Source organism: Amycolatopsis sp. NPDC051045 (assembly GCF_040682955.1).
Lineage (GTDB): Bacteria > Actinomycetota > Actinomycetes > Mycobacteriales > Pseudonocardiaceae > Amycolatopsis.
The window spans coordinates 21,762-40,602 of the sequence record NZ_JBFBCC010000011.1; the positions used below are offsets into that span (position 1 = coordinate 21,762).

The following is an 18,841-nucleotide window of genomic DNA, read 5'->3' on the forward strand; positions in this document are numbered from 1 at the left end:
GGCGTCCTTTCCGCGGCGGGCAGGGCCAGGAAGTCCGCCGTGTCCGGGCACGGGGTGGTGGTCCGCGGGGGCCGCTTCGAGTGCCGGAAAAACCTGCGGATGGCCCTGGACACGGGCTGCCAGAAGAGTGACTATATGCCTACCCCATACGGTATGCAATCTACAGTCTGCCGCGAAGGGCCCGTTGACCTCGGAACTCAGCTGATGACAGAAGAGGCGACACGCACCGCCGGACCAGAGAGATCCGGCGGCGGACCAGAGGAGTTGAGCCATGGCGCTGACCAGGACCGGCACCACCGCGGGGGAGAGTGCCGCAGCGACGAACGGCGCCGAGCCCGCGCCGGCCGAAATCTCCGGCGGCCACCTGGTGGCCAAGGCGCTGAAGGCCGAAGGGGTCGACACGATCTTCACCCTGTGCGGCGGCCACATCATCGACATCTACGACGGCTGCGTCGACGAAGGCATCGAGGTCATCGACGTCCGGCACGAACAAGTCGCGGCGCACGCGGCCGACGGCTACGCGCGGATCACCGGCAAGCCCGGCTGTGCGGTGGTCACCGCCGGGCCGGGCACCACCGACGCCGTCACCGGGGTCGCGAACGCGCTGCGCGCCGAAAGCCCGATGCTGCTGATCGGCGGCCAGGGCGCGCTGACCCAGCACAAGATGGGGTCCCTGCAGGACCTCCCGCACGTGGACATGATGACGCCGATCACGAAGTTCGCCGCCACCGTGCCGCACACCGCCCGGGTGGCCGACCTCGTCTCGATGGCCTTCCGCGAGGCCTACGCCGGGGCGCCGGGACCGTCCTTCCTCGAAATCCCGCGTGACGTCCTCGACGCGCGGGTGCCCCTGAGCAGCGCCCGGATCCCGGCAGCCGGCCGCTACCGGGCGTCCACGAAGAACGCCGGCGATCCCGCGGACGTCGAGAAGCTCGCCGACCTGCTGGTGCACGCCAGGAAACCGGCCATCCTGCTCGGCAGTCAGGTCTGGACCACCCGGGCCACCACGCCGGCCACCGAGCTGGTGCGCACGCTCAACATCCCGGCGTACATGAACGGTGCCGGGCGCGGCACGCTGCCGCCGGGCGATCCGCACCACTTCCAGCTCTCGCGCCGGTACGCCTTCGACAACGCCGACGTCATCGTCATCGTCGGCACCCCGTTCGACTTCCGGATGGGCTACGGCAAGCGGCTGTCGAAGGACGCCACCGTCGTGCAGATCGACCTCGACTACCGCACGGTCGGCAAGAACCGCGACGTCGACCTCGGCATCGTCGGCGACGCCGGGCAGGTGCTCGCCGCCGTGGCGCAGGCGGCGACCGGGCGCAGCGACAACGGCGCCGTCGGCCGCAAGGCCTGGCTGGAAGAACTCCAGGCCGTGGAGGAAGCGGCGAAGCGGAAGCGGCTGCCGCTGCAGCACTCCGACGCGTGCCCGATCCACCCGTACCGGCTGGTCCACGAGATCAACGAGTTTCTCACCGAGGACTCGATCTACATCGGCGACGGCGGCGACATCGTCACCTTCTCCGGCCAGGTGGTGCAGCCCAAGTCGCCCGGGCACTGGATGGACCCCGGTCCGCTCGGGACCCTCGGCGTCGGCATCCCGTTCGTCCTGGCCGCCAAGCACGCGCGCCCGGACAAGGAAGTCGTCGCGCTCTTCGGCGACGGCGCCTTCAGCCTCACCGGCTGGGACTTCGAGACGCTCGTACGGTTCGACCTGCCGTTCGTCGGGATCGTCGGCAACAACTCGTCGATGAACCAGATCCGCTACGGCCAGGCCGCGAAGTACGGCCTGCCGCGCGAGCGCGTCGGCAACACCCTCGGCGACGTCCGTTACGACGAGTTCGCGCGGATGCTCGGCGGCTACGGAGAAGAAGTCCGCGATCCGGCCGACATCGGGCCGGCGCTGCTGCGGGCCCGCGAATCCGGCAAGCCGTCGCTGATCAACGTCTGGGTCGATCCCGACGTGTACGCCCCCGGAACCGTGAACCAGACCATGTACAAGTGAGCGGAGGCCAAGGCATGGGCAAGGCACTGGAGGGCGTGCGCGTCCTCGACATGACGCACGTGCAGTCCGGACCGTCGTCGACGCAGCTGCTCGCCTGGCTCGGCGCGGACGTGATCAAGCTCGAAACCCCGGGCCGCGGCGACATCACCCGCGGGCAGCTGCGCGACCTGCCCGGGGTGGACAGCCTCTACTTCACGATGCTGAACGCCAACAAGCGCAGCATCACGCTGAACATGAAGAGCGACGAGGGCAAGGAAGTCTTCGAGAAGCTCGTGTCCGGGGTGGACGTCCTGGTGGAGAACTTCGGCCCGGGCGTGGTCGACCGGTTCGGCTATCCGTGGGAGAGGCTGGCCGCGCTCAACCCGCGGCTGGTCTACGCCTCCATCAAGGGGTTCGGCCCCGGCCGCTACGCCGGGTTCAAGGCCTACGAGGTAATCGCGCAGGCGATGGGCGGCGCGATGAGCACCACCGGGTTCGAGGACGGGCCGCCGATCGCGACCGGCGCGCAGATCGGCGACTCCGGCACCGGCATCCACCTGGTGGCCGCCATCCTCGCCGCGCTCTACCAGCGGACCTCCACCGGCCGCGGCCAGCGCGTCCAGGTCGCCATGCAGGACGCCGTGCTCAACCTCTGCCGGGTCAAGCTGCGCGACCAGCAGCGGCTCGCGCACGGCCCGCTCGGCGAATACCCGAACGACGGGTTCGGCGACGAGGTGCCGCGCTCGGGCAACGCCTCCGGCGGTGGCCAGCCCGGCTGGGCGGTCAGGTGCGCGCCCGGCGGCCCCAACGACTACATCTACGTGATCATCCAGCCACCCGGCTGGGCGCCGCTGACCCGGCTGATCGGCCGGCCCGAGCTGGCCGACGACCCCGCGTGGGCCACCCCCGACGTCCGGCTGTCCAAATTGGACAAGGTGTTCGCGCTGGTGGAGGAGTGGACCGAGAAGCACACCAAGTGGGAAGTCATGGAGAAGCTCAACGCCGGCAACATCCCCTGCGGCCCGATCCTGTCGACCAAGGAGCTCATCGAGGACGAGACCCTCGCCGAGCTCGGCTCGGTCGTCGAGGTCCCGCACCCCGAGCGCGGCACCTTCAAGACCGTCGGCTGCCCGCTCAAGCTGTCCGACTCCCCGGTGGACATCGAACGGCCGCCGCTGCTCGGCGAGCACAACGACGAGGTGCTGGCCGAACTCGGCTACAGCGAAGCCGAGTTGGACAAGTTCCGTGCGGCGGGGGTGATCTGAGTGGCGGATCGTGCGGCGGTCGAAAAGATCCTCGACCAGGCGGCGGCGGAAGGGCGTTCGTCGCTGACCGCGCCCGAGGGGCGCGCGGTCTGCGAGGCATACGGTATCCCGACCCCGGCCGAGCGGCTGGCCACCACGGCGGCCGAGGCCGTGGCCCACGCCGACGCCATCGGCCTGCCGGTGGTGCTCAAGATCGTTTCGCCGGACATCCTGCACAAGACCGAGGCCGGCGGTGTGCTCGTCGGCCTGAAGGACGCCGAAGCGGTGAAGGCCGGTTTCGTCAAGATCCTCGAGAACGCGAAGGCGTACGACGCCGATGCGCGGATCCTCGGCGTCCAGGTGCAGCAGATGCTCACGGAAGGCCAGGAGGTGATCATCGGCTCGGTCACCGACCCGACGTTCGGCAAGATCGTCGCGTTCGGCCTCGGCGGTGTGCTCGTGGAGGTGCTCAAGGACGTCACCTTCCGGCTGGCGCCGACGAGCACCGAGGAAGCGCTGTCGATGGTCGACGGTATCCAAGCCGCCGAAATCCTGCGTGGCGTCCGCGGTGCGGCTCCCGTCGACCGGGACGCGCTGGCCGCGGTGATCACCGGGCTCGGGCAGCTGGTCACCGACTTCCCGCAGCTGTCCGAAGTGGACCTCAACCCGGTGCTCGCCACCGCGGCCGGGGCCACCGCGGCCGACGTCCGGATCCTCGTCGACCCGGACGCGGCGAAGGTGCCCCCACGGTTCACCCAGGAGGAGATCCTCGCCGCCATGAACCGGATCATGAAGCCGGTGGCGGTCGCGGTGATCGGCGCGTCGGCCGAGGCCGGGAAGATCGGCCACTCGGTGCTGAAGAACCTGGTCGACGGCGGCTACGCGGGGGAGATCCACCCGGTCAACCCCAAGGCCGCCGAGATCCTCGGCCGCAAGGCCTACCCGAGCATCGCCGACGTCCCCGGCGACGTCGACGTCGCGGTGTTCGCCATCCCGGCGAAGTTCGTTCCCGCGGCGCTGGAAGAAGCGGGCAAGAAGGGGGTGGCCGGAGCCATCCTCATTCCGTCCGGCTTCGGCGAGACCGGCAACACCGCGCTGCAGGACGAGGTCGTCGCGATCGCGCGCAAGCACGGCGTGCGGATCCTCGGGCCCAACATCTACGGCTACTACTACACGCCGGAGAACCTGTCGGCCACGTTCTGCACGCCGTACGACGTCAAGGGCGGCGTGGCCCTCACGTCGCAGAGCGGCGGCATCGGCATGGCGATCCTCGGGTTCAGCCGGTCGGCGAAGATGGGCGTCTCCGCGATCGTCGGCGTCGGCAACAAGGCCGACATCGACGAGGACGACCTGCTCACCTTCTTCGAACACGACGACCACACCGAGCTCATCGCCATGCACCTGGAGGACCTCAAGGACGGCCGGGCGTTCGCAGAGACGGCGAAGCGGGTCTCGAAGCGCAAGCCGGTCGTGGTGCTCAAGGCCGGCCGGACGTCCCAGGGCGCCAAGGCCGCCAGTTCGCACACCGGCGCGCTGGCCGGCAACGACAAGGTTTACGACGACATCCTCCGGCAGAGCGGCGTGGTCCGGGCGCCCGGGCTGAACGACATGCTCGAGTACGCCCGCGGCATCCCGCTGCTGCCGGCGCCGAAGGGCGAGAACGTCGTCATCATCACCGGCGCGGGCGGCTCGGGGGTGCTGCTTTCGGACGCCTGCGTCGACAACGGGCTGAACCTGATGGAGATCCCGCCGGACCTCGACACGGCGTTCCGGAAGTTCATCCCGCCGTTCGGCGCGGCCGGCAACCCGGTGGACATCACCGGCGGCGAGCCGCCGTCGACCTACCGCAACACGATCGCGCTGGGCCTCGAGGACGACCGCATCCACGCCCTGATCCTGGGCTACTGGCACACCATCGTCACCCCGCCGATGGTGTTCGCGGAACTGGTGTCCGAAGTGGTCGAGGAATACCGGGCGAAGGGCATTCACAAGCCCGTCGTCGCGTCGCTGTCCGGCGATGTCGAAGTCGAAGAGGCGAGTGATCACCTCTACGCCCACGGTGTCGTCGCGTACCCGTACACGACCGAGAAGCCCGTCGCCGTGCTCGGCGCGAAGTACCGCTGGGCGCGGGCCGCGGGGCTGCTCTGAACGTCCTCCACAGGGGCTGGCCCATCCACACGGAAAGGACGAAGATCCACCGCACGACGGCAGCAGAGGGACATGAGTCAACGGTGACGGAAGAGAACTCTTATGACCGCAGCCACGTACCAGGAGATAGTTGACGACAACGGAAGAGTTTACCGGGTGGGCGAGTCCCCGCACGACATCATGGGGCGCTCGCGCAGCTGGATGGTCTGGCTTCCCTGGATCGCCATGATGGCGGTCAGCGTGTTCGAGTACGGCTGGGGCGCCGTCGAAGGCACCCTGGAAGAGAAGTACGGCTGGACGCTGTCGGACGCGTTCTGGCTGGCCAGCATCTGGGCCGTCTTCCAGGCCGGGGTGGCGTTCCCGGCCGGCCGGTTGCGGGAGAAGAACATCGTTTCGGCGAAGACGGCGATGCTGGCCGGTGCCGTGTGCAGCGGGATCGGCTACTTCACGATTTCGCACAGCGGCAACCTGGCGGTGGCGTTCGCCGGGTACTCCGTGCTCGGCGGCACCGGAGCCGGGCTGGTCTACGCCACCTGCATCAACATGGTCGGGAAGTGGTACCCCGAGAAGCGCGGGGCGCGGACGGGGTTCGTCAACGGCGGGTTCGCCTACGGCGCCGTCCCGTTCATCTACGTGTTCGCCGCCTTCCTGACCCCGGCCAACTATTCGGTGATCCTCGACGGCATCGGCGTCTACATGCTGCTCGTCGTCGCGGTCTGCGGGTTCCTGTTCAAGGACCCGCCGAAGAGCTGGTGGCCGGCGGAGGTCGACCCGAAGAACTGGGCCGCCACCCGGCGCTCCAAGTCCGGTGGCCTGGCCAAGAACCCGCCCGCGGTGAAGCAGTTCTCCCCGATGGAGGCGATCCGGACCGGCATGCTCCCGCTGATGTGGGTGTGCCTGGTGATCATCGGCGGGGTTTCGCTGTTCGGCATCAACTTCCAGGTGCCCTTCGCGAAGGAGAGCGGGTTCGGGGCGTTCGTCGCGGCGTCGTCGGCCGGGGTGCTCTCCATCGTCAACGGCACCGGCCGCGCCGTGGTCGGCTGGGTCTCGGACCGGATCGGCCGGCGGCAGACGCTCACCGTCGTCCTGGTGATCGCCGGCGGGGCGCAGTTCGGCGTCATGTACGCCGGCAACACGCACAACCTGGTCCTGTTCATGGTGTTCGCGTTCCTGACCGGGTTCGGGGGCGGCGCTTTCTACCCGTTGTTCGCGGCGCTGGTGCCGGACTACTTCGGCGAGAACAACAACGCGTCGAACTACGGCCTGGTCTACAGCGCGAAACTGATCGGTGGGGTCGGTGGCGGCGGGCTCGCCGCCGGCGTCATCAGCGCGTGGGGCTACACCGGCGCGTACGTCCTCGCCGGGTGCATCGCGCTCCTCTCGGCGGTGCTGACGCTGTTCCTGCGCCAGCCCGGCCGGCCGGGCCACCAGCTCGCCGGAACCGAGCTGGTGGCGCGGCCGTCGGCGGCGGCCGGCGGCTGATCCGGGCCCCGGCTTTCGGGGGCGCCGAGGACCTGCCCCTGGCGGGTCCCCGGGGAATCCGCGCTCCCCGGTCCTGCCGAAATCAGGATCGGGGAGCCTCCGGACGTTCGTGGTAGGCCTGGCGGGTCCGTTCGGTGTGCTTGGCCATGATCTGTTCCGCCGCCTCGGCGTCGCCGTCGGAGATCGCGTGGATCAGCTCGTCGTGCTCGTTCCACGCGTCCCGCCCGCGGGGGCGGGCGATCGGCGTGTAGTACCAGCGGACCCGGCGCTCGACCAGGCCGATCAGCTCCGCCAGCACGGCGTTCCCCGACAGCCCGGTGATGAACGCGTGGAGGGCGGCGTTGGCCGCGACCAGGCCTTCGGTGTCCTCCGCGTGCAGCGCGTCGACCCCGGCCTGCTGCAGTTCCCACAGGCGCCGGACGTCTTCCGGGGTCGCGTTGCCGGCGGCGAGCTTCGCGGAGTGCGTCTCCAGCACGCTCCGGACGCTCAGCAGCTGGTCGGCTTCCTCGTCGGTGGGCAGGTGCACGAACGCGCCCTGGGCGGGACGGAGGTCGACCCACCCTTCGCTCTGCAGCCGTTGCAGGGCTTCGCGGACGGGCTGCCTGCTGACGCCGAGGTATTCGGCGAGGTCGGCTTCGACCAGGTGCTGGCCGGGTTCGAGGGTGCGGTTGACGATCAGCTCGGCGAGTGCTTCGTAGACGACCTGGCGCAGCGGGGCGGGTCGTTCGACCCGCTTGGCGGCGGCCGAGCCGAGCGAGCCCTTGGCCGTGCGCCGGCCGGTCGGGCCGCGGCCGGGGAGCGGGGAAGCGGGCTGGCTCACGGGACACCTCGATGGGAAGAGAACGCGATGATCTCCACCCAGGATACAGGTTTTGGTATGCAAAATCCCAGAACCTCACGCTATCGAGATTCGCGCACGTTCGGCCTGGTCTCCGACATGGATCCAGGATACTGTATGCAATTACGTGCTGGACCGAAGAGGGAGGCACATCATGAAGGTGGCTGTTGTCGGGGCCGGGGCGATCGGCGCCTACGTCGGGGCCGCGCTGCACCGCGGCGGGACCGAGGTGCACCTGATCGCCCGCCGGGCCCACCTCGCCGCGATGCGCGAACGCGGCGTCCGCGTGCTCAGCCCGCGCGGTGACTTCACCGCGCACCCCCACGTCACGGACGACCCCGCGGAGGTGGGCGAGGTCGACTACGTGTTCCTCGGCCTGAAAGCCCACTCGTACGCGTCGTGCGGACCGCTGCTCGCCCCCCTGCTCGGCCCGGAGACGGCGATCGTGGCCGCGCAGAACGGCATCCCGTGGTGGTACTTCCACGGGCTCCACGGACATCCGCTCGAAGGAACGCGGGTCGAGACCGTCGACCCCGGCGGCTCGGTGACCGCGGTGCTCGAGCTGCGGCGGACGATCGGCTGCGTCGTCTACTGCTCGACGGTCATCGAGGAGCCGGGCGTCATCCGGCACCTGGAGGGCACCCGGTTCTCCCTCGGCGAGCCGGACGGCGAGATCTCCGCGCGCTGCACGCTGCTCGCCGCGGCGATGATCGCGGGCGGGCTCAAGGCGCCGGTCGAACCCGGCCTGCGCAACGACATCTGGGTCAAGCTGATGGGCAACGTCGCCTTCAACCCCCTCTCCGCGCTCACCCGGGCGACCATGGCGCAGATGTGCGAGCACGACGACACCCGCGAGCTCGTCGCCACGATGATGACCGAGACCCTGGCCATCGCCCGCGCGGCCGGGGCCGACCCGAAGATCTCGGTCGAGAAACGCATCGACGGCGCCTGGCGCGTCGGCCACCACAAGACCTCGATGCTGCAGGACCTCGAAGCGGGCAAGCCCCTCGAGATCGACGCGATCATCGGCGCGGTCGTCGAGCTGGCCGGCCTCACCGGCGTGCCCGCGCCGGCGCTGCGGTACGTCCACGCCGCCGTTTCGCTGCTCGACCACACCAGCAAAACGCCCGTCCCCGTCGGGTCGCACTGACCGGAGGTCCCCGTGAAGCGCAGGAACACCGAACCGTACGTCCGGCTCACCCGGCCCCTCGTCCGCGATTCCGGCGTGCTGCGGCCGTCGACCTGGGAAGAGGCCCTCGACCGGGCCGCCACCGGGATCCGCCGCACCCTGGCCGGAAAGGGGCCCGAGGCGTTCGGGATGTTTTCGTGCGCCCGCGCGACCAACGAGCTGAACTTCGTCGCGCAGAAGTTCACCGCGCGGTGATCGGCACGAACAACGTCGACTCGTGCAACCGCACCTGCCACGCGCCCAGCGTCGCCGGGCTGGCCCGGGTGTTCGGCAGCGGCGGCGGCACGTCCTCCTACCAGGAGATCGAGGACGCCGACGTCATCGTGATCTGGGGTGGCAACCCCCGCGAAGCGCACCCGATCTTCTTCCACCACGTGCTCAAGGCCGTCCACAGGGGAGCGAAGCTCTTCGTCGTCGACCCGCGGCAGACCAGCACGGCGAGCTGGGCCCACCGGCAGTTGCAGCTCGAGGTCGGCACCGACATCCCGCTGGCGCACGCCATCGCGCGCGAGATCATCCACTCCGGACTGGCGAACACGACCTTCGTCGAGCGCGCCACCGAGGGCTACGCCGAGTTCGCCGCGTCGGTGGAGCCGTGGACCCTCGAAGTGGCCGAGAAGACCACCGGCGTGCCGGCCGAGTTCATCCGCGAGCTGGCCCACACCTACGCCCGCGCCGACCGCGCGCAGCTGTCCTGGACCCTCGGCATCACCGAGCACCACAACGGCACCGACAACGTGCTGTCGCTGATCAACCTGGCGCTGCTCGCCGGCCAGGTCGGGCGCTACGGCGCCGGGCTGAACCCGCTGCGCGGGCAGAACAACGTCCAGGGCGGCGGCGACATGGGCGCCATCCCGGACCGGCTCCCGGGGTTCCAGGACGTCCTCGACGCGGACGTCCGGGCGAAGTTCGACGCCGCGTGGGGCTCGTCGATCCCGCCGCACCAGGGGCTCAACCTCACCCAGATGCTCGACGCGATGGAACGCGGCGAGCTGACGTGCGTGTACATCATCGGCGAGAACCCGGTGCAGTCGGAAGCGGACTGCGAGCACACGATCAAGCGGCTGGCCCACGTCGACCACCTGGTGGTGCAGGACATCTTCCTGACCAAGACCGCGCAGCTGGCCGACGTCGTGCTGCCGGCGACGGCGGCCTGGTGCGAGAGCGACGGCACCTTCACCAATTCCGAACGGCGGGTCCAGCGCGTCCGCAAGGCCCTCGAGCCGCCGGAAGGCGCGCGCGACGACATCGAACTGCTGGTGGAGCTGGCCCGGCGGCTCGGCCACGACTGGCACCACACCGGCGGCGAGGAGGTCTGGGACGAGCTGCGCTCGCTGTCGCCGATGCACGCCGGGATGTCCTACGCGCGCCTGGAAGAGCTCGGCGGCATCCAGTGGCCGTGCTACTCCGAGGACACCCTCGAACCGACGTTCCTGCACGCGCGGCTGTGGGCCGATGACCCGGCCGAGCGCGGGCGGCCGGCGCCGTTCACGGTGCTCGAGCACAGCCCGCCGGTCGACCTGCTCACCGAGGAGTTCCCGATCCGGCTCACCACCGGGCGGCGCCTGGATTCCTACAACACCGGCGTCCAGTCCAGCGGGTTCCCGTCACCGCTGCGGCGGGGCGAGACCCTCGACCTCTGTCCCGAAGACGCGCGCACCCTCGGCGTCGAGCCCGACGAACTGGTCCGGATCTCGTCGCGGCGGGGTGCGATCGTGGCGCCGGTGCGGCTGGACAAGGGGCTGAAACCGGGGCTCGCGTTCATGACCTTCCACTTCCCGGACGAGGTCGACGTCAACGTCCTCACCATCGAGGCGACTTGCCCGATCGCCGGAACCGCCGAGTACAAGGCGGCGGCGATCCGCGTCGACAAGCTCCAGGAACTCGGAGCCTGAGGTGGATCTCAAGTTCCTGGACGCCGTGGCCACCCGCGAGGAACGCGACGCCGTCGCCGGGTTCGCCGGCGGTGGCCGTGACCAGCTGCTGCCCGCCCTGCACGCGGTCAACGACCGGATCGGCTGGATCAGCCAGGGCGCGCTGAACCTCATCTGCGAGACGCTGCACGTGCCGCCCGCCGACGCGTACGGCGTGGCGAGCTTCTACTCGCAGTTCGCGCTGGCGGAACGCCCGGAGCGGGTGGTGCACGTGTGCACCGACCTGGCCTGCCGGGTCAACGGCGCGGAGACCGTGTGCGACGTCCTCACCGAGCACGTCGGCGCCGCGGGGAAGGCGCGCGGCGGGGTCACGTGGCTGCGCAGCCCGTGCCTCGGCGTCTGCGAACGAGCCCCCGCGGCGCTGACGTTCCAAGCCGGCGACCCGGCGACGACCGAGCTGCTGGCCCCGGCGACCGGCGCGTCGGCCGTGCTCGCCGCCCGGCGGGAACCGGCTGACTCCGAGGGGTCGCCGCCCGTCATCCACCAGGAGGAAGGGCGGCGGCTCCTGCGCCGGGTGGGCGTCGTCGATCCGTCCGCTTTGGACGGCTACCGCGCCACCGGCGGCTACACCGCATTGCGGAACGCCCTGCGGATGGGGCAGACCGCGGTCATCCGCGAGGTCACCGACTCCGGCCTGCTCGGCCGCGGCGGGGCCGCGTTCCCGACCGGGCGCAAGTGGGCGGCGGCCGCCGCCCAGCCCGCCGGGCCGCACTACCTGGTGTGCAACGCCGACGAGAGCGAACCCGGCACGTTCAAGGACCGGGTGCTGCTCGAAGGTGACCCGTTCGCGCTGGTGGAGTCCATGACGATCGCGGCGTACGCGATCGGCGCGACCCAGGGGTTCGTCTACCTCCGCGGCGAGTACCCACGGGCGCTGCGGCTGCTGCGGAACGCCCTCGACGTCTGCCGCGAGCGCGGGTTCCTCGGCGTCGACGTCATGGGCCACGTCGGGTTCTCGTTCGACATCGAGATCCGGCGCGGCGCGGGGGCTTACATCTGCGGCGAGGAGACCGCGATCTTCAACTCGATCGAGGGCTTCCGCGGCGAACCCCGCACCAAGCCGCCGTTCCCGGTCGAGCAAGGGCTGTTCGGCAAGCCCACCGTGGTCAACAACGTCGAGACGCTGGTCAACATCCCGTTGATCCTCACCGAAGGCGCGGCCGCGTACCGGGCCATCGGGACCGGTGCCTCGGCCGGGCCGAAGCTGTTCTGCCTGTCCGGCAACATCGAGCGTCCGGGCGTTTACGAGGTTCCTTTCGGCACGACGCTGCGGGAGCTCCTGGCCTCGGCCGGGAGAGTGCCCGAAGGTCGTTCGCTGCGTGCCGTGCTGCTCGGCGGCGCCGCGGGCGGGTTCGTCCGGCCGGACGAGCTGGACCTGCCGCTCACCTTCGAAGACGCGCGGGCGGCGAAGACGACCCTGGGCTCGGGCGTCGTCCTGGTGCTGGACGACCTGGCCGACCTCGGCGGGTTCCTGCTGCGGATCGCGGAGTTCTTCCGCGACGAGTCGTGCGGACAGTGCGTCCCGTGCCGGATCGGGACCGTGCGGCAGGAGGAGGCGATCCGCCGCGTCCTGGCGTCCGGTTCGGCGGAGCGGCCGCTGCTGCGCGAGGTGGGGCAGGTCATGCGCGACTCCTCGATCTGCGGGCTCGGCCAGACCGCCTGGAACGCCATCGAATCCGCCATCGACCGGTTGGGAGCACTGTAGTGACCATTGTGGACATCGGTATTCCGAAGCGGCTGGTCGAGTTCACTGTGGACGGTGAGACGCTCCGGGTGCCCGAAGGTTCGACGATCCTCGACGCGTGCACGGCGGCGGGGAAGGCGATCCCGACCCTCTGCTACGGCGACACCCTGGAACCGGCGAACGCCTGCCGCGTCTGCATGGTCGAAGTCGAGGGCGCACGGACGCTGGTGCCGTCGTGCTCGCGCAAGGCCGAGCCGGGCATGGTGGTGCACACGGATTCGGAGCGGACGCGCACCAGCCGCAGGGTGGTCCTCGAACTCCTGGCCTCGGCGACGGACCTGTCGACGACGCCGGGCGTCGCGGAGTGGATGGCCTCGACGGGAGCCGATCCGGACCGCTTCGGCCCGGACGCGGCGACGGTGGCCCAGCCGGCCCTGGTGGACAACGAGCTGTACGTCCGGGACTACGGCAAGTGCATCCTCTGCTACAAGTGCGTCGACGCTTGCGGCGACCAGTGGCAGAACTCGTTCGCGATCAGCGTGGCCGGCCGGGGCTTCGACGCGCGGATCTCGACGGAGTTCTCGAACCCGTTGCCGGACAGCGCCTGCGTGTACTGTGGCAACTGCGTCGAGGTCTGCCCGACCGGGGCCCTGAGCTTCAAACGCGAGTACGACAAGCGCGAAGCCGGCACGTGGGACGAACAGCGGCAGACGCAGACCACGGCGATCTGCACGTTCTGCGGGGTCGGCTGCAATCTGACGCTGCACGTCCAGGACAACGAGATCGTCAAGGTGACGTCACCGCACGAGAGCTCGGTGACGCACGGCAACCTGTGCATCAAGGGCCGCTTCGGCTGGCAGCACGTCGAGAACAAGTGACCGACCCCGAGTACCTCCGACCGGTCACGTTCCGTAAGACTGCAGCGCAATTGCAGTGAACAGTGCCAAGCTCCCCTCGATCGCAGTCGTGTCGACGGGGGGAGACCCACGATGGTCGGTCGCTTCCGTCCCGACTACCCGTGAGAACGCACGAAAACCGAGGGGAACCATGCGCAAGTCGAGTGCAGCCGTCCTGGCCGCGACGGTGATCGGAACCTTTTCGATCACCCAGGTGCCCGCGAACGCCGAACCGGTGGGGGTACCGGCCTCCTACCACGGCACGACCATCGATCTCGGCAAAGGCTGGGCGGACGCCGAGGTCTGCGCCGAGTTCGCGGTGGGCGACGTCCGCTGTTTCCGGACTCCGCAGGAATTCGCGGCCACCACGGGCCGGTTCGGTCCCGCCGCGGCCGAGGACTGCCAGATCACCTGGGTGTGCCTGTGGGAGAACATCGACCACACCGGCAAGCGCCTGCAGTGGAACGTGCCGGGCACGAAGAAGCTGACCAACTGGGGTTTCCGCGACATGGCCAGCAGCGCCGCGGTGCACCGGCCGCAGGGCGGCGCCACGCTGGTCAACTACGTCTCCGTGCTCCCGGACGATCGGGCGTACCTGAAGGCGAACGGTATCTACTCCGACTTCCGCAGCTTCGGCTGGAACGACAAGGCCGACGAGTTCCAGGTCGGCTGACGATGGCCGACGAGATGGTCAGACAGGCCCAGCGGTTCGTCAACGACGTCTACGGCAGCCGGATCGGGATGACGGTCAAGGAGGACGGTTTCACCAAGTGGGAGGTCATGTACGCGCTCACCCGCGCGCTGCAGTGGCAGCTGGACATCTCGCCGGTGACCAACAGCTTCGGGCCGACCACGCTGTCCACGCTCACGGCGAAGTACCCGAAGCTGAACTTCGGCACGATGCCTTCGGCGGACTTCTGCCGGATCATCCAGTCGGCGCTGTACTGCAAAGGCTACGACGGCGACGGCATCAACGGCGCCTACGGTCCACGCGTCCAGGCCGCGGTGACGAAGCTCAAGGAGGACATGGGCGTCGGGACGGTGTTCCCCGGCAGCGACCTGACACCGAAGGTGTTCAAGGCGCTGTTGACCATGGACGCCTACGTCAACGTCAACTCCGGTTCCGCGACGGTCCGCGAGATCCAGCAGTGGCTGAACGGGCGCTACATCGGCCGCCGCGACTTCTTCGTCATCCCCTGCGACGGCCACCATTCGCGGGACGTGGCCAAGTCGGTCCTGTTCGCGATCCAGTACGAGCTGGGCATGGCCGACGGGACCGCCACCGGCGTGTTCGGTCCCGGCACGCAGGCGGGCCTGAAGCAGCACACGGTCTCCCTCGGCAACACGGGAATCTGGGTGTGGCTGTTCTCGGCGGTGCTGGCATTGAACAAGCGGCCGGTCGACTTCACCGGCACGTTCGATTCCTCGGTGGGCAGCGCCGTCCGGACGTTCCAGTCGTTCGCGAAGCTCGCGGTGACCGGCGACGGCGACTTCGCCACCTGGGCGTCGCTGCTGGTCTCCTACGGCGACCAGACCCGCAGCGGCGAGGCATGCGACGGCGTCACCAAGATCACCGATGCCCGCGCGGCGACGCTGAAGGCCCAAGGCATCAGGTACGTCGGCCGCTACCTCACCGCGCTGAGCACCACCTCGTTGCCGGAGAAACCGATCCAGCCGGGGGAGCTGCAGACCATCGCCGGCAACGGCCTGCGGTGCTTCCCGATCTACCAGACGTTCGCGCGGGACGCGGCGAGCTTCAAGTACGAGACCGGGCGGGCCGCCGGCTACGCCGCGATGAACGCGGCACGGGACCACGGGTTCAAGAACGGCACGCGAATCTTCTTCGCGGTCGACTTCGACGCGCTGGACGGCGAGGTGACCTCGGACGTCCTGCCGTACTTCAAGGGCATCGTGGATTCCGTGGCGGACGCCGGCAACCCGTACCTGGTGGGCATCTACGGCCCGCGCAACGTGTGCTCGCGGGTCGCCGCGGCCGGACACTCGACGGCGAGTTTCGTGTCGGACATGTCTTCGGGGTTCTCCGGCAACCTGGGCTACCCCTTGCCGGAGGACTGGGCGTACGACCAGATCGTGACGCGCACGATCGGTTCCGGCGACGGCCTGATCAACGTCGACGTCGACGTCGCCTCGGGCCGTGACACCGGGCAGAGCTCGTTCGACCCGCCGCGCACCGTCGTGCCGGACACCCGGCTGGCGCCGGAGGTGTACCCGGCGCTGGAACTCGACGTCGGCAAGTACATGGAGTCCATCGGGTTCCCGAACAACGGCGGCACACGGGACTTCACGCACGAGCGATGCCTGCGAACCACCGTGCTGGACCACGACGACGTCATCACCGAGCTGTCGAACCGGTACGCCATGCGGAAGGCGCTGATCCAGGCGTCGGCGTACTGGGAGATGCGGCACTGGGACGCGGTCGACGACGCCGTCGATGTGTTGGTCGTGGCTTACCACGACCCTCAGCCGGGCCTACCGCCGCCACCGAATGCGCCGAGGGACTCGTCGACGGGTATCGCCCAGATCTTCGGGGCCACCGCGATCCTGGCGTGGAACCACTGCATCACCAAGGGGGTGGCCAGCGGCCCGATCCGGGACACCGCCGCCGACGACGACATCTACGCAGCCTGGAGGCAGGTCAGGAACGACGAATACGCGCTCCGGACCGTGGCGATGATCCACATCTGGGGTGCGGACGGCAAACCGGGCGGCCAGAACCCGCCGGCCGGCGAGACGGTGCTGCGGCCGATCGCGTTGAACTACACCGAGCGGGAGATCTTCGAGATCCTGCGCCGCTACCAGGGCTGGGGTGAGGAAGCGGAGAAGCACGCGGGGCAACGCATGGCGCTGTACCACATCCTCGAGAAGTACAACGGCATCTCGCGGCACCTGTGAGAAGGGGAGGAGCAGAGGCGATGCCCTTGCGACGTCGGACATTCCTCATCGCCGCGGCGGTGACCGGAGCAACGGTGGTACTGGCTCCGGCCTCGGCGGCGGACGCCGAAACGGATCAGGCGGAAGAGGCGATCAAGCGCCGGCAGCCGAAGCAGAACGACGTGCTGACCGGAGCGCCGTCGCACAACGGCTGGGAGATGGAAAAGGTCGCCGACGGCCGCGGGAACATCCACACGCGCCCCGTGCCGGGCACGCCGCTGTCCGGGGTGCAGCTGCGCATCGGCGTGGTGGACGCGGTGCTGGCCCACGTCATCCACCGGTTCCACTGTGACGTGGACGAACTGCGCGACGGCGACGTGACCGGCTGGTGCCCCCCGGCCACGGTCGACCCGGCACTGCCCGAGTCGAACCTGGCCTCGGGGACCGCGGTCAGGATCCGGCCGGGTCACTACCCGCCGGGCTCCCGCGGCGGCTTCTACGCCCCGCAGGTCACCGCGATCCGCCGGATCATCGCGGATCTGGGCGGCGTCGTCCGCTGGGGCGGGGACGACGAATCCGTGGACGAGGCCTTGTTCTCCATCGACGTCCAGCCCGAAGATCGCAAGCTGCCGCGGACGGCGCTCCGGGTCCGTCCGCTGTAGGGGGCAGAGGACTGATCTGAGGTCCGCCAAGGAGGTCCGGACGGCTACAGGCCGTCCGGACCTCCTTGGCGTGTCTTCGCGCTGGGCCGGCTCGAGCGCGCGCCGGCTCGCCGTTGACCCCGAGACGCACCGCGAGCTATTCTCGATATACGAAAGAAAGATTCCGTATAGCGAAATTAGAGGTCGCGATGCCTGAAGAGGGCCACTCCCTGCCGTACGTCGCCAACCTGTCGATCCTGTTCAAGGAGGTTCCGCTCCTCGAGCGCGCCGCCGCCGCGCGGGACGCCGGGTTCACCGATGTCGAGTTCTGGTGGCCGTTCGGCTCCGCGGTGCCCGCTCGCGAAGACGTGGACGCCTTCGTCAAGAGCCTCGACGGGATCCGGCTGCGGGGGCTGAACTTCTACGCCGGGAACATGGCGGCGGGGGAGCGGGGCCTCGTCTCGTGGATCGGCCGGGAGGCCGAGTTCGCCGACAGCCTCGTCGTGGCCCTCGGCATCGCCGAACGCACCGGTTGCCGCAGCTTCAACGCGCTCTACGGCAACCGGCTCGACGGCGAGGACCCGGCCGAGCAGGACGACCTGGCCCGGGTGCACCTGGACAAGGCCGCCGACGCCGCCGCGCGGATCGGCGCGCAGCTGGTCCTCGAACCGCTTTCCGGCGCGGACCGCTACCCGCTCAAGACGGCCGCGGACGCCGTGGCCGTGCTCGACGACCTCGGGCGCGGCAACGTGCGGCTGCTGGCCGACCTCTACCACCTGGCAGTCAACTCCGACGACCTGGACGCACTCGCGACGCGGCACATTTCCCGGATCGGGCACGTGCAGATCGCCGACGCGCCCGGCCGGCACCAGCCCGGCACCGGCTCCCTGGACATCGACGGGCACCTCGCGAAGCTGCAGACCGCGGGTTACGACGGGTTCGTCGGGATCGAGTACGTCCCGGAGCCGGACACCCTCACGTCGCTCGACTGGCTGCCGATCACCCGAAGGGGACGAGCATGAAACTGGGTTTCATCGGACTGGGCGTGATGGGCGCCCCGATGGCGGCGCACCTGGTCGCCGCGGGACACGACGTGAGCGGCTACGACGTGCACCCGGCCGCGGGCGAGAAGCTCGCGGCCGCGGGCGGGCGGGCCGCGAATGGGGTTGCCGACGCGGTGGCCGGCGCGGACGTGGTGATCACGATGCTGCCGAACCACCCGCAGGTCGAGGAGGTCGTCCTGGCCGCGGGCGGTGTCCTGGACACCGCCGGACCGGGCACGCTCCTGATCGACATGAGCACCATCCGGCCGGAGACGTCGATCGAGGTCGCGAACGCCGCGGCGGACAAGAAGATCCGCGTCCTCGACGCTCCCGTCTCCGGCGGGCAGGCCGGCGCCGAACAGGCGTCGCTGTCCATCATGGTCGGCGGCACCGAGGAAGACTTCGAGGCGGCCGAGCCGGTGCTGGAAGCCGTCGGCAAGACCATCGTGCACGTCGGCCCGCACGGCGCCGGTCAGGTGGTGAAGGCGGCCAACCAGCTGGTGGTCGGGGGGATCTACGGCTTGGTCGCCGAGGCGATCGTGCTGCTCGAAGCGTCCGGTGTGGACGCCGCCACGGGCCTCGACGTGCTCGCGGGCGGGCTCGCCGGCAGCCGCATCCTGGAGCTCAAACGCCGGTCCATGGTGGACCGCAAGTTCGCGCCCGGCTTCCGGATCGACCTGCACCACAAGGACATGGGAATCGCGCTGGCGGCCGCCCGGCAGGCCGGCGTCGCGCTCCCGCTCACCGGGCTGGTCGCCCAGCTCGTCGCCGCCGGCCGCGCCATGGGCTACGGCTCCCTGGACCACTCGGCCTTGCTGAAGGTCGTCGAACAGTTGTCGGGCCGCGTCCCGGCGGAGGTGTGA

Annotated in this window: 13 protein-coding genes and 1 pseudogene; 13 read left to right on the forward strand and 1 reads right to left on the reverse strand. The window is 69.8% G+C overall.

Annotated elements, in window-relative coordinates:
- The first annotated feature begins 271 nt into the window (after nucleotides 1-271).
- The 4 genes from AB0M80_RS25360 to AB0M80_RS25375 all read left to right on the forward strand — a co-directional run bounded on the left by AB0M80_RS25360 (nucleotide 272) and on the right by AB0M80_RS25375 (nucleotide 6,861).
- Nucleotides 272-2,008, forward strand: coding sequence for a thiamine pyrophosphate-binding protein (locus AB0M80_RS25360; RefSeq protein ID WP_364569518.1), 1,737 nt, complete (start codon nucleotides 272-274; stop codon nucleotides 2,006-2,008).
- A 14-nt stretch (nucleotides 2,009-2,022) separates the two neighbouring features.
- On the forward strand, nucleotides 2,023-3,252 hold the full coding sequence (gene frc / locus AB0M80_RS25365) for a formyl-CoA transferase (protein WP_364569831.1): 1,230 nt from the start codon (nucleotides 2,023-2,025) through the stop codon (nucleotides 3,250-3,252).
- Entirely contained in the window at nucleotides 3,253-5,379 is a 2,127-nt protein-coding gene (locus tag AB0M80_RS25370; RefSeq protein WP_364569521.1) for an acetate--CoA ligase family protein, read from the forward strand.
- Nucleotides 5,380-5,481: 102 nt separating this feature from the next.
- Complete coding sequence (locus AB0M80_RS25375; RefSeq protein WP_364569524.1) at nucleotides 5,482-6,861, forward strand: OFA family MFS transporter; 1,380 nt, start codon at nucleotides 5,482-5,484, stop codon at nucleotides 6,859-6,861.
- 82 nt (nucleotides 6,862-6,943) lie between these two features.
- Here AB0M80_RS25375 and AB0M80_RS25380 read toward each other — a convergent pair whose 3' ends face one another.
- Nucleotides 6,944-7,681 carry a GntR family transcriptional regulator gene (locus tag AB0M80_RS25380; RefSeq protein WP_364569527.1) on the reverse strand — a complete coding sequence of 246 codons (738 nt, stop codon included), beginning with the start codon at nucleotides 7,679-7,681 and terminating at the stop codon, nucleotides 6,944-6,946.
- Nucleotides 7,682-7,853: 172 nt separating this feature from the next.
- Here AB0M80_RS25380 and AB0M80_RS25385 point away from each other — a divergent pair, with 172 nt between their 5' ends.
- The 9 genes and pseudogenes from AB0M80_RS25385 (at nucleotide 7,854) to AB0M80_RS25425 (ending at nucleotide 18,841) form a co-directional block, all read left to right on the forward strand.
- Nucleotides 7,854-8,849: a 2-dehydropantoate 2-reductase gene (locus AB0M80_RS25385; RefSeq protein WP_364569530.1), complete on the forward strand. Its 996-nt coding sequence runs from the start codon at nucleotides 7,854-7,856 to the stop codon at nucleotides 8,847-8,849.
- A gap of 12 nt (nucleotides 8,850-8,861) precedes the next feature.
- Nucleotides 8,862-10,783 (forward strand): annotated as a pseudogene (locus tag AB0M80_RS25390) (molybdopterin-dependent oxidoreductase).
- Between the two features lies 1 nt (nucleotide 10,784).
- A complete protein-coding gene (locus tag AB0M80_RS25395) occupies nucleotides 10,785-12,527 on the forward strand; it encodes an NAD(P)H-dependent oxidoreductase subunit E (protein WP_364569533.1) in 1,743 nt (580 codons plus the stop codon).
- Nucleotides 12,527-13,384 (forward strand): 2Fe-2S iron-sulfur cluster-binding protein, encoded by an 858-nt coding sequence (locus tag AB0M80_RS25400; protein WP_364569535.1) that lies wholly within the window; start codon nucleotides 12,527-12,529, stop codon nucleotides 13,382-13,384. The genes AB0M80_RS25395 and AB0M80_RS25400 overlap by 1 nt, the downstream gene beginning before the upstream one ends.
- A gap of 169 nt (nucleotides 13,385-13,553) precedes the next feature.
- The gene (locus tag AB0M80_RS25405; protein WP_364569538.1) at nucleotides 13,554-14,075 is read left to right on the forward strand and encodes a peptidase inhibitor family I36 protein; all 522 of its coding nucleotides are present in this window, start codon (nucleotides 13,554-13,556) and stop codon (nucleotides 14,073-14,075) included.
- A gap of 2 nt (nucleotides 14,076-14,077) precedes the next feature.
- On the forward strand, nucleotides 14,078-16,315 hold the full coding sequence (locus AB0M80_RS25410; protein ID WP_364569541.1) for a glycoside hydrolase domain-containing protein: 2,238 nt from the start codon (nucleotides 14,078-14,080) through the stop codon (nucleotides 16,313-16,315).
- 20 nt (nucleotides 16,316-16,335) lie between these two features.
- Nucleotides 16,336-16,956, forward strand: a complete 621-nt coding sequence (locus tag AB0M80_RS25415) for a M15 family peptidase (RefSeq protein WP_364569543.1) — start codon at nucleotides 16,336-16,338, stop codon at nucleotides 16,954-16,956.
- 188 nt (nucleotides 16,957-17,144) lie between these two features.
- Nucleotides 17,145-17,957: a TIM barrel protein gene (locus tag AB0M80_RS25420; RefSeq protein WP_364569546.1), complete on the forward strand. Its 813-nt coding sequence runs from the start codon at nucleotides 17,145-17,147 to the stop codon at nucleotides 17,955-17,957.
- Nucleotides 17,954-18,841: a 2-hydroxy-3-oxopropionate reductase gene (locus AB0M80_RS25425; RefSeq protein WP_364569547.1), complete on the forward strand. Its 888-nt coding sequence runs from the start codon at nucleotides 17,954-17,956 to the stop codon at nucleotides 18,839-18,841. The genes AB0M80_RS25420 and AB0M80_RS25425 overlap by 4 nt, the downstream gene beginning before the upstream one ends.

What these genes read in the sequence shown, in the direction of transcription:
- AB0M80_RS25415 (WP_364569543.1), top strand. Translation starts at nt 16,336, where the DNA reads ATGCCCTTGCGACGTCGGACATTCCTCATCGCCGCGGCGGTGACCGGA.
- AB0M80_RS25375 (WP_364569524.1), top strand. Translation starts at nt 5,482, where the DNA reads ATGACCGCAGCCACGTACCAGGAGATAGTTGACGACAACGGAAGAGTT.
- AB0M80_RS25420 (WP_364569546.1), top strand. Translation starts at nt 17,145, where the DNA reads ATGCCTGAAGAGGGCCACTCCCTGCCGTACGTCGCCAACCTGTCGATC.
- frc (WP_364569831.1), top strand. Translation starts at nt 2,023, where the DNA reads ATGGGCAAGGCACTGGAGGGCGTGCGCGTCCTCGACATGACGCACGTG.
- AB0M80_RS25385 (WP_364569530.1), top strand. Translation starts at nt 7,854, where the DNA reads ATGAAGGTGGCTGTTGTCGGGGCCGGGGCGATCGGCGCCTACGTCGGG.
- AB0M80_RS25360 (WP_364569518.1), top strand. Translation starts at nt 272, where the DNA reads ATGGCGCTGACCAGGACCGGCACCACCGCGGGGGAGAGTGCCGCAGCG.
- AB0M80_RS25425 (WP_364569547.1), top strand. Translation starts at nt 17,954, where the DNA reads ATGAAACTGGGTTTCATCGGACTGGGCGTGATGGGCGCCCCGATGGCG.
- AB0M80_RS25405 (WP_364569538.1), top strand. Translation starts at nt 13,554, where the DNA reads ATGCGCAAGTCGAGTGCAGCCGTCCTGGCCGCGACGGTGATCGGAACC.
- AB0M80_RS25410 (WP_364569541.1), top strand. Translation starts at nt 14,078, where the DNA reads ATGGCCGACGAGATGGTCAGACAGGCCCAGCGGTTCGTCAACGACGTC.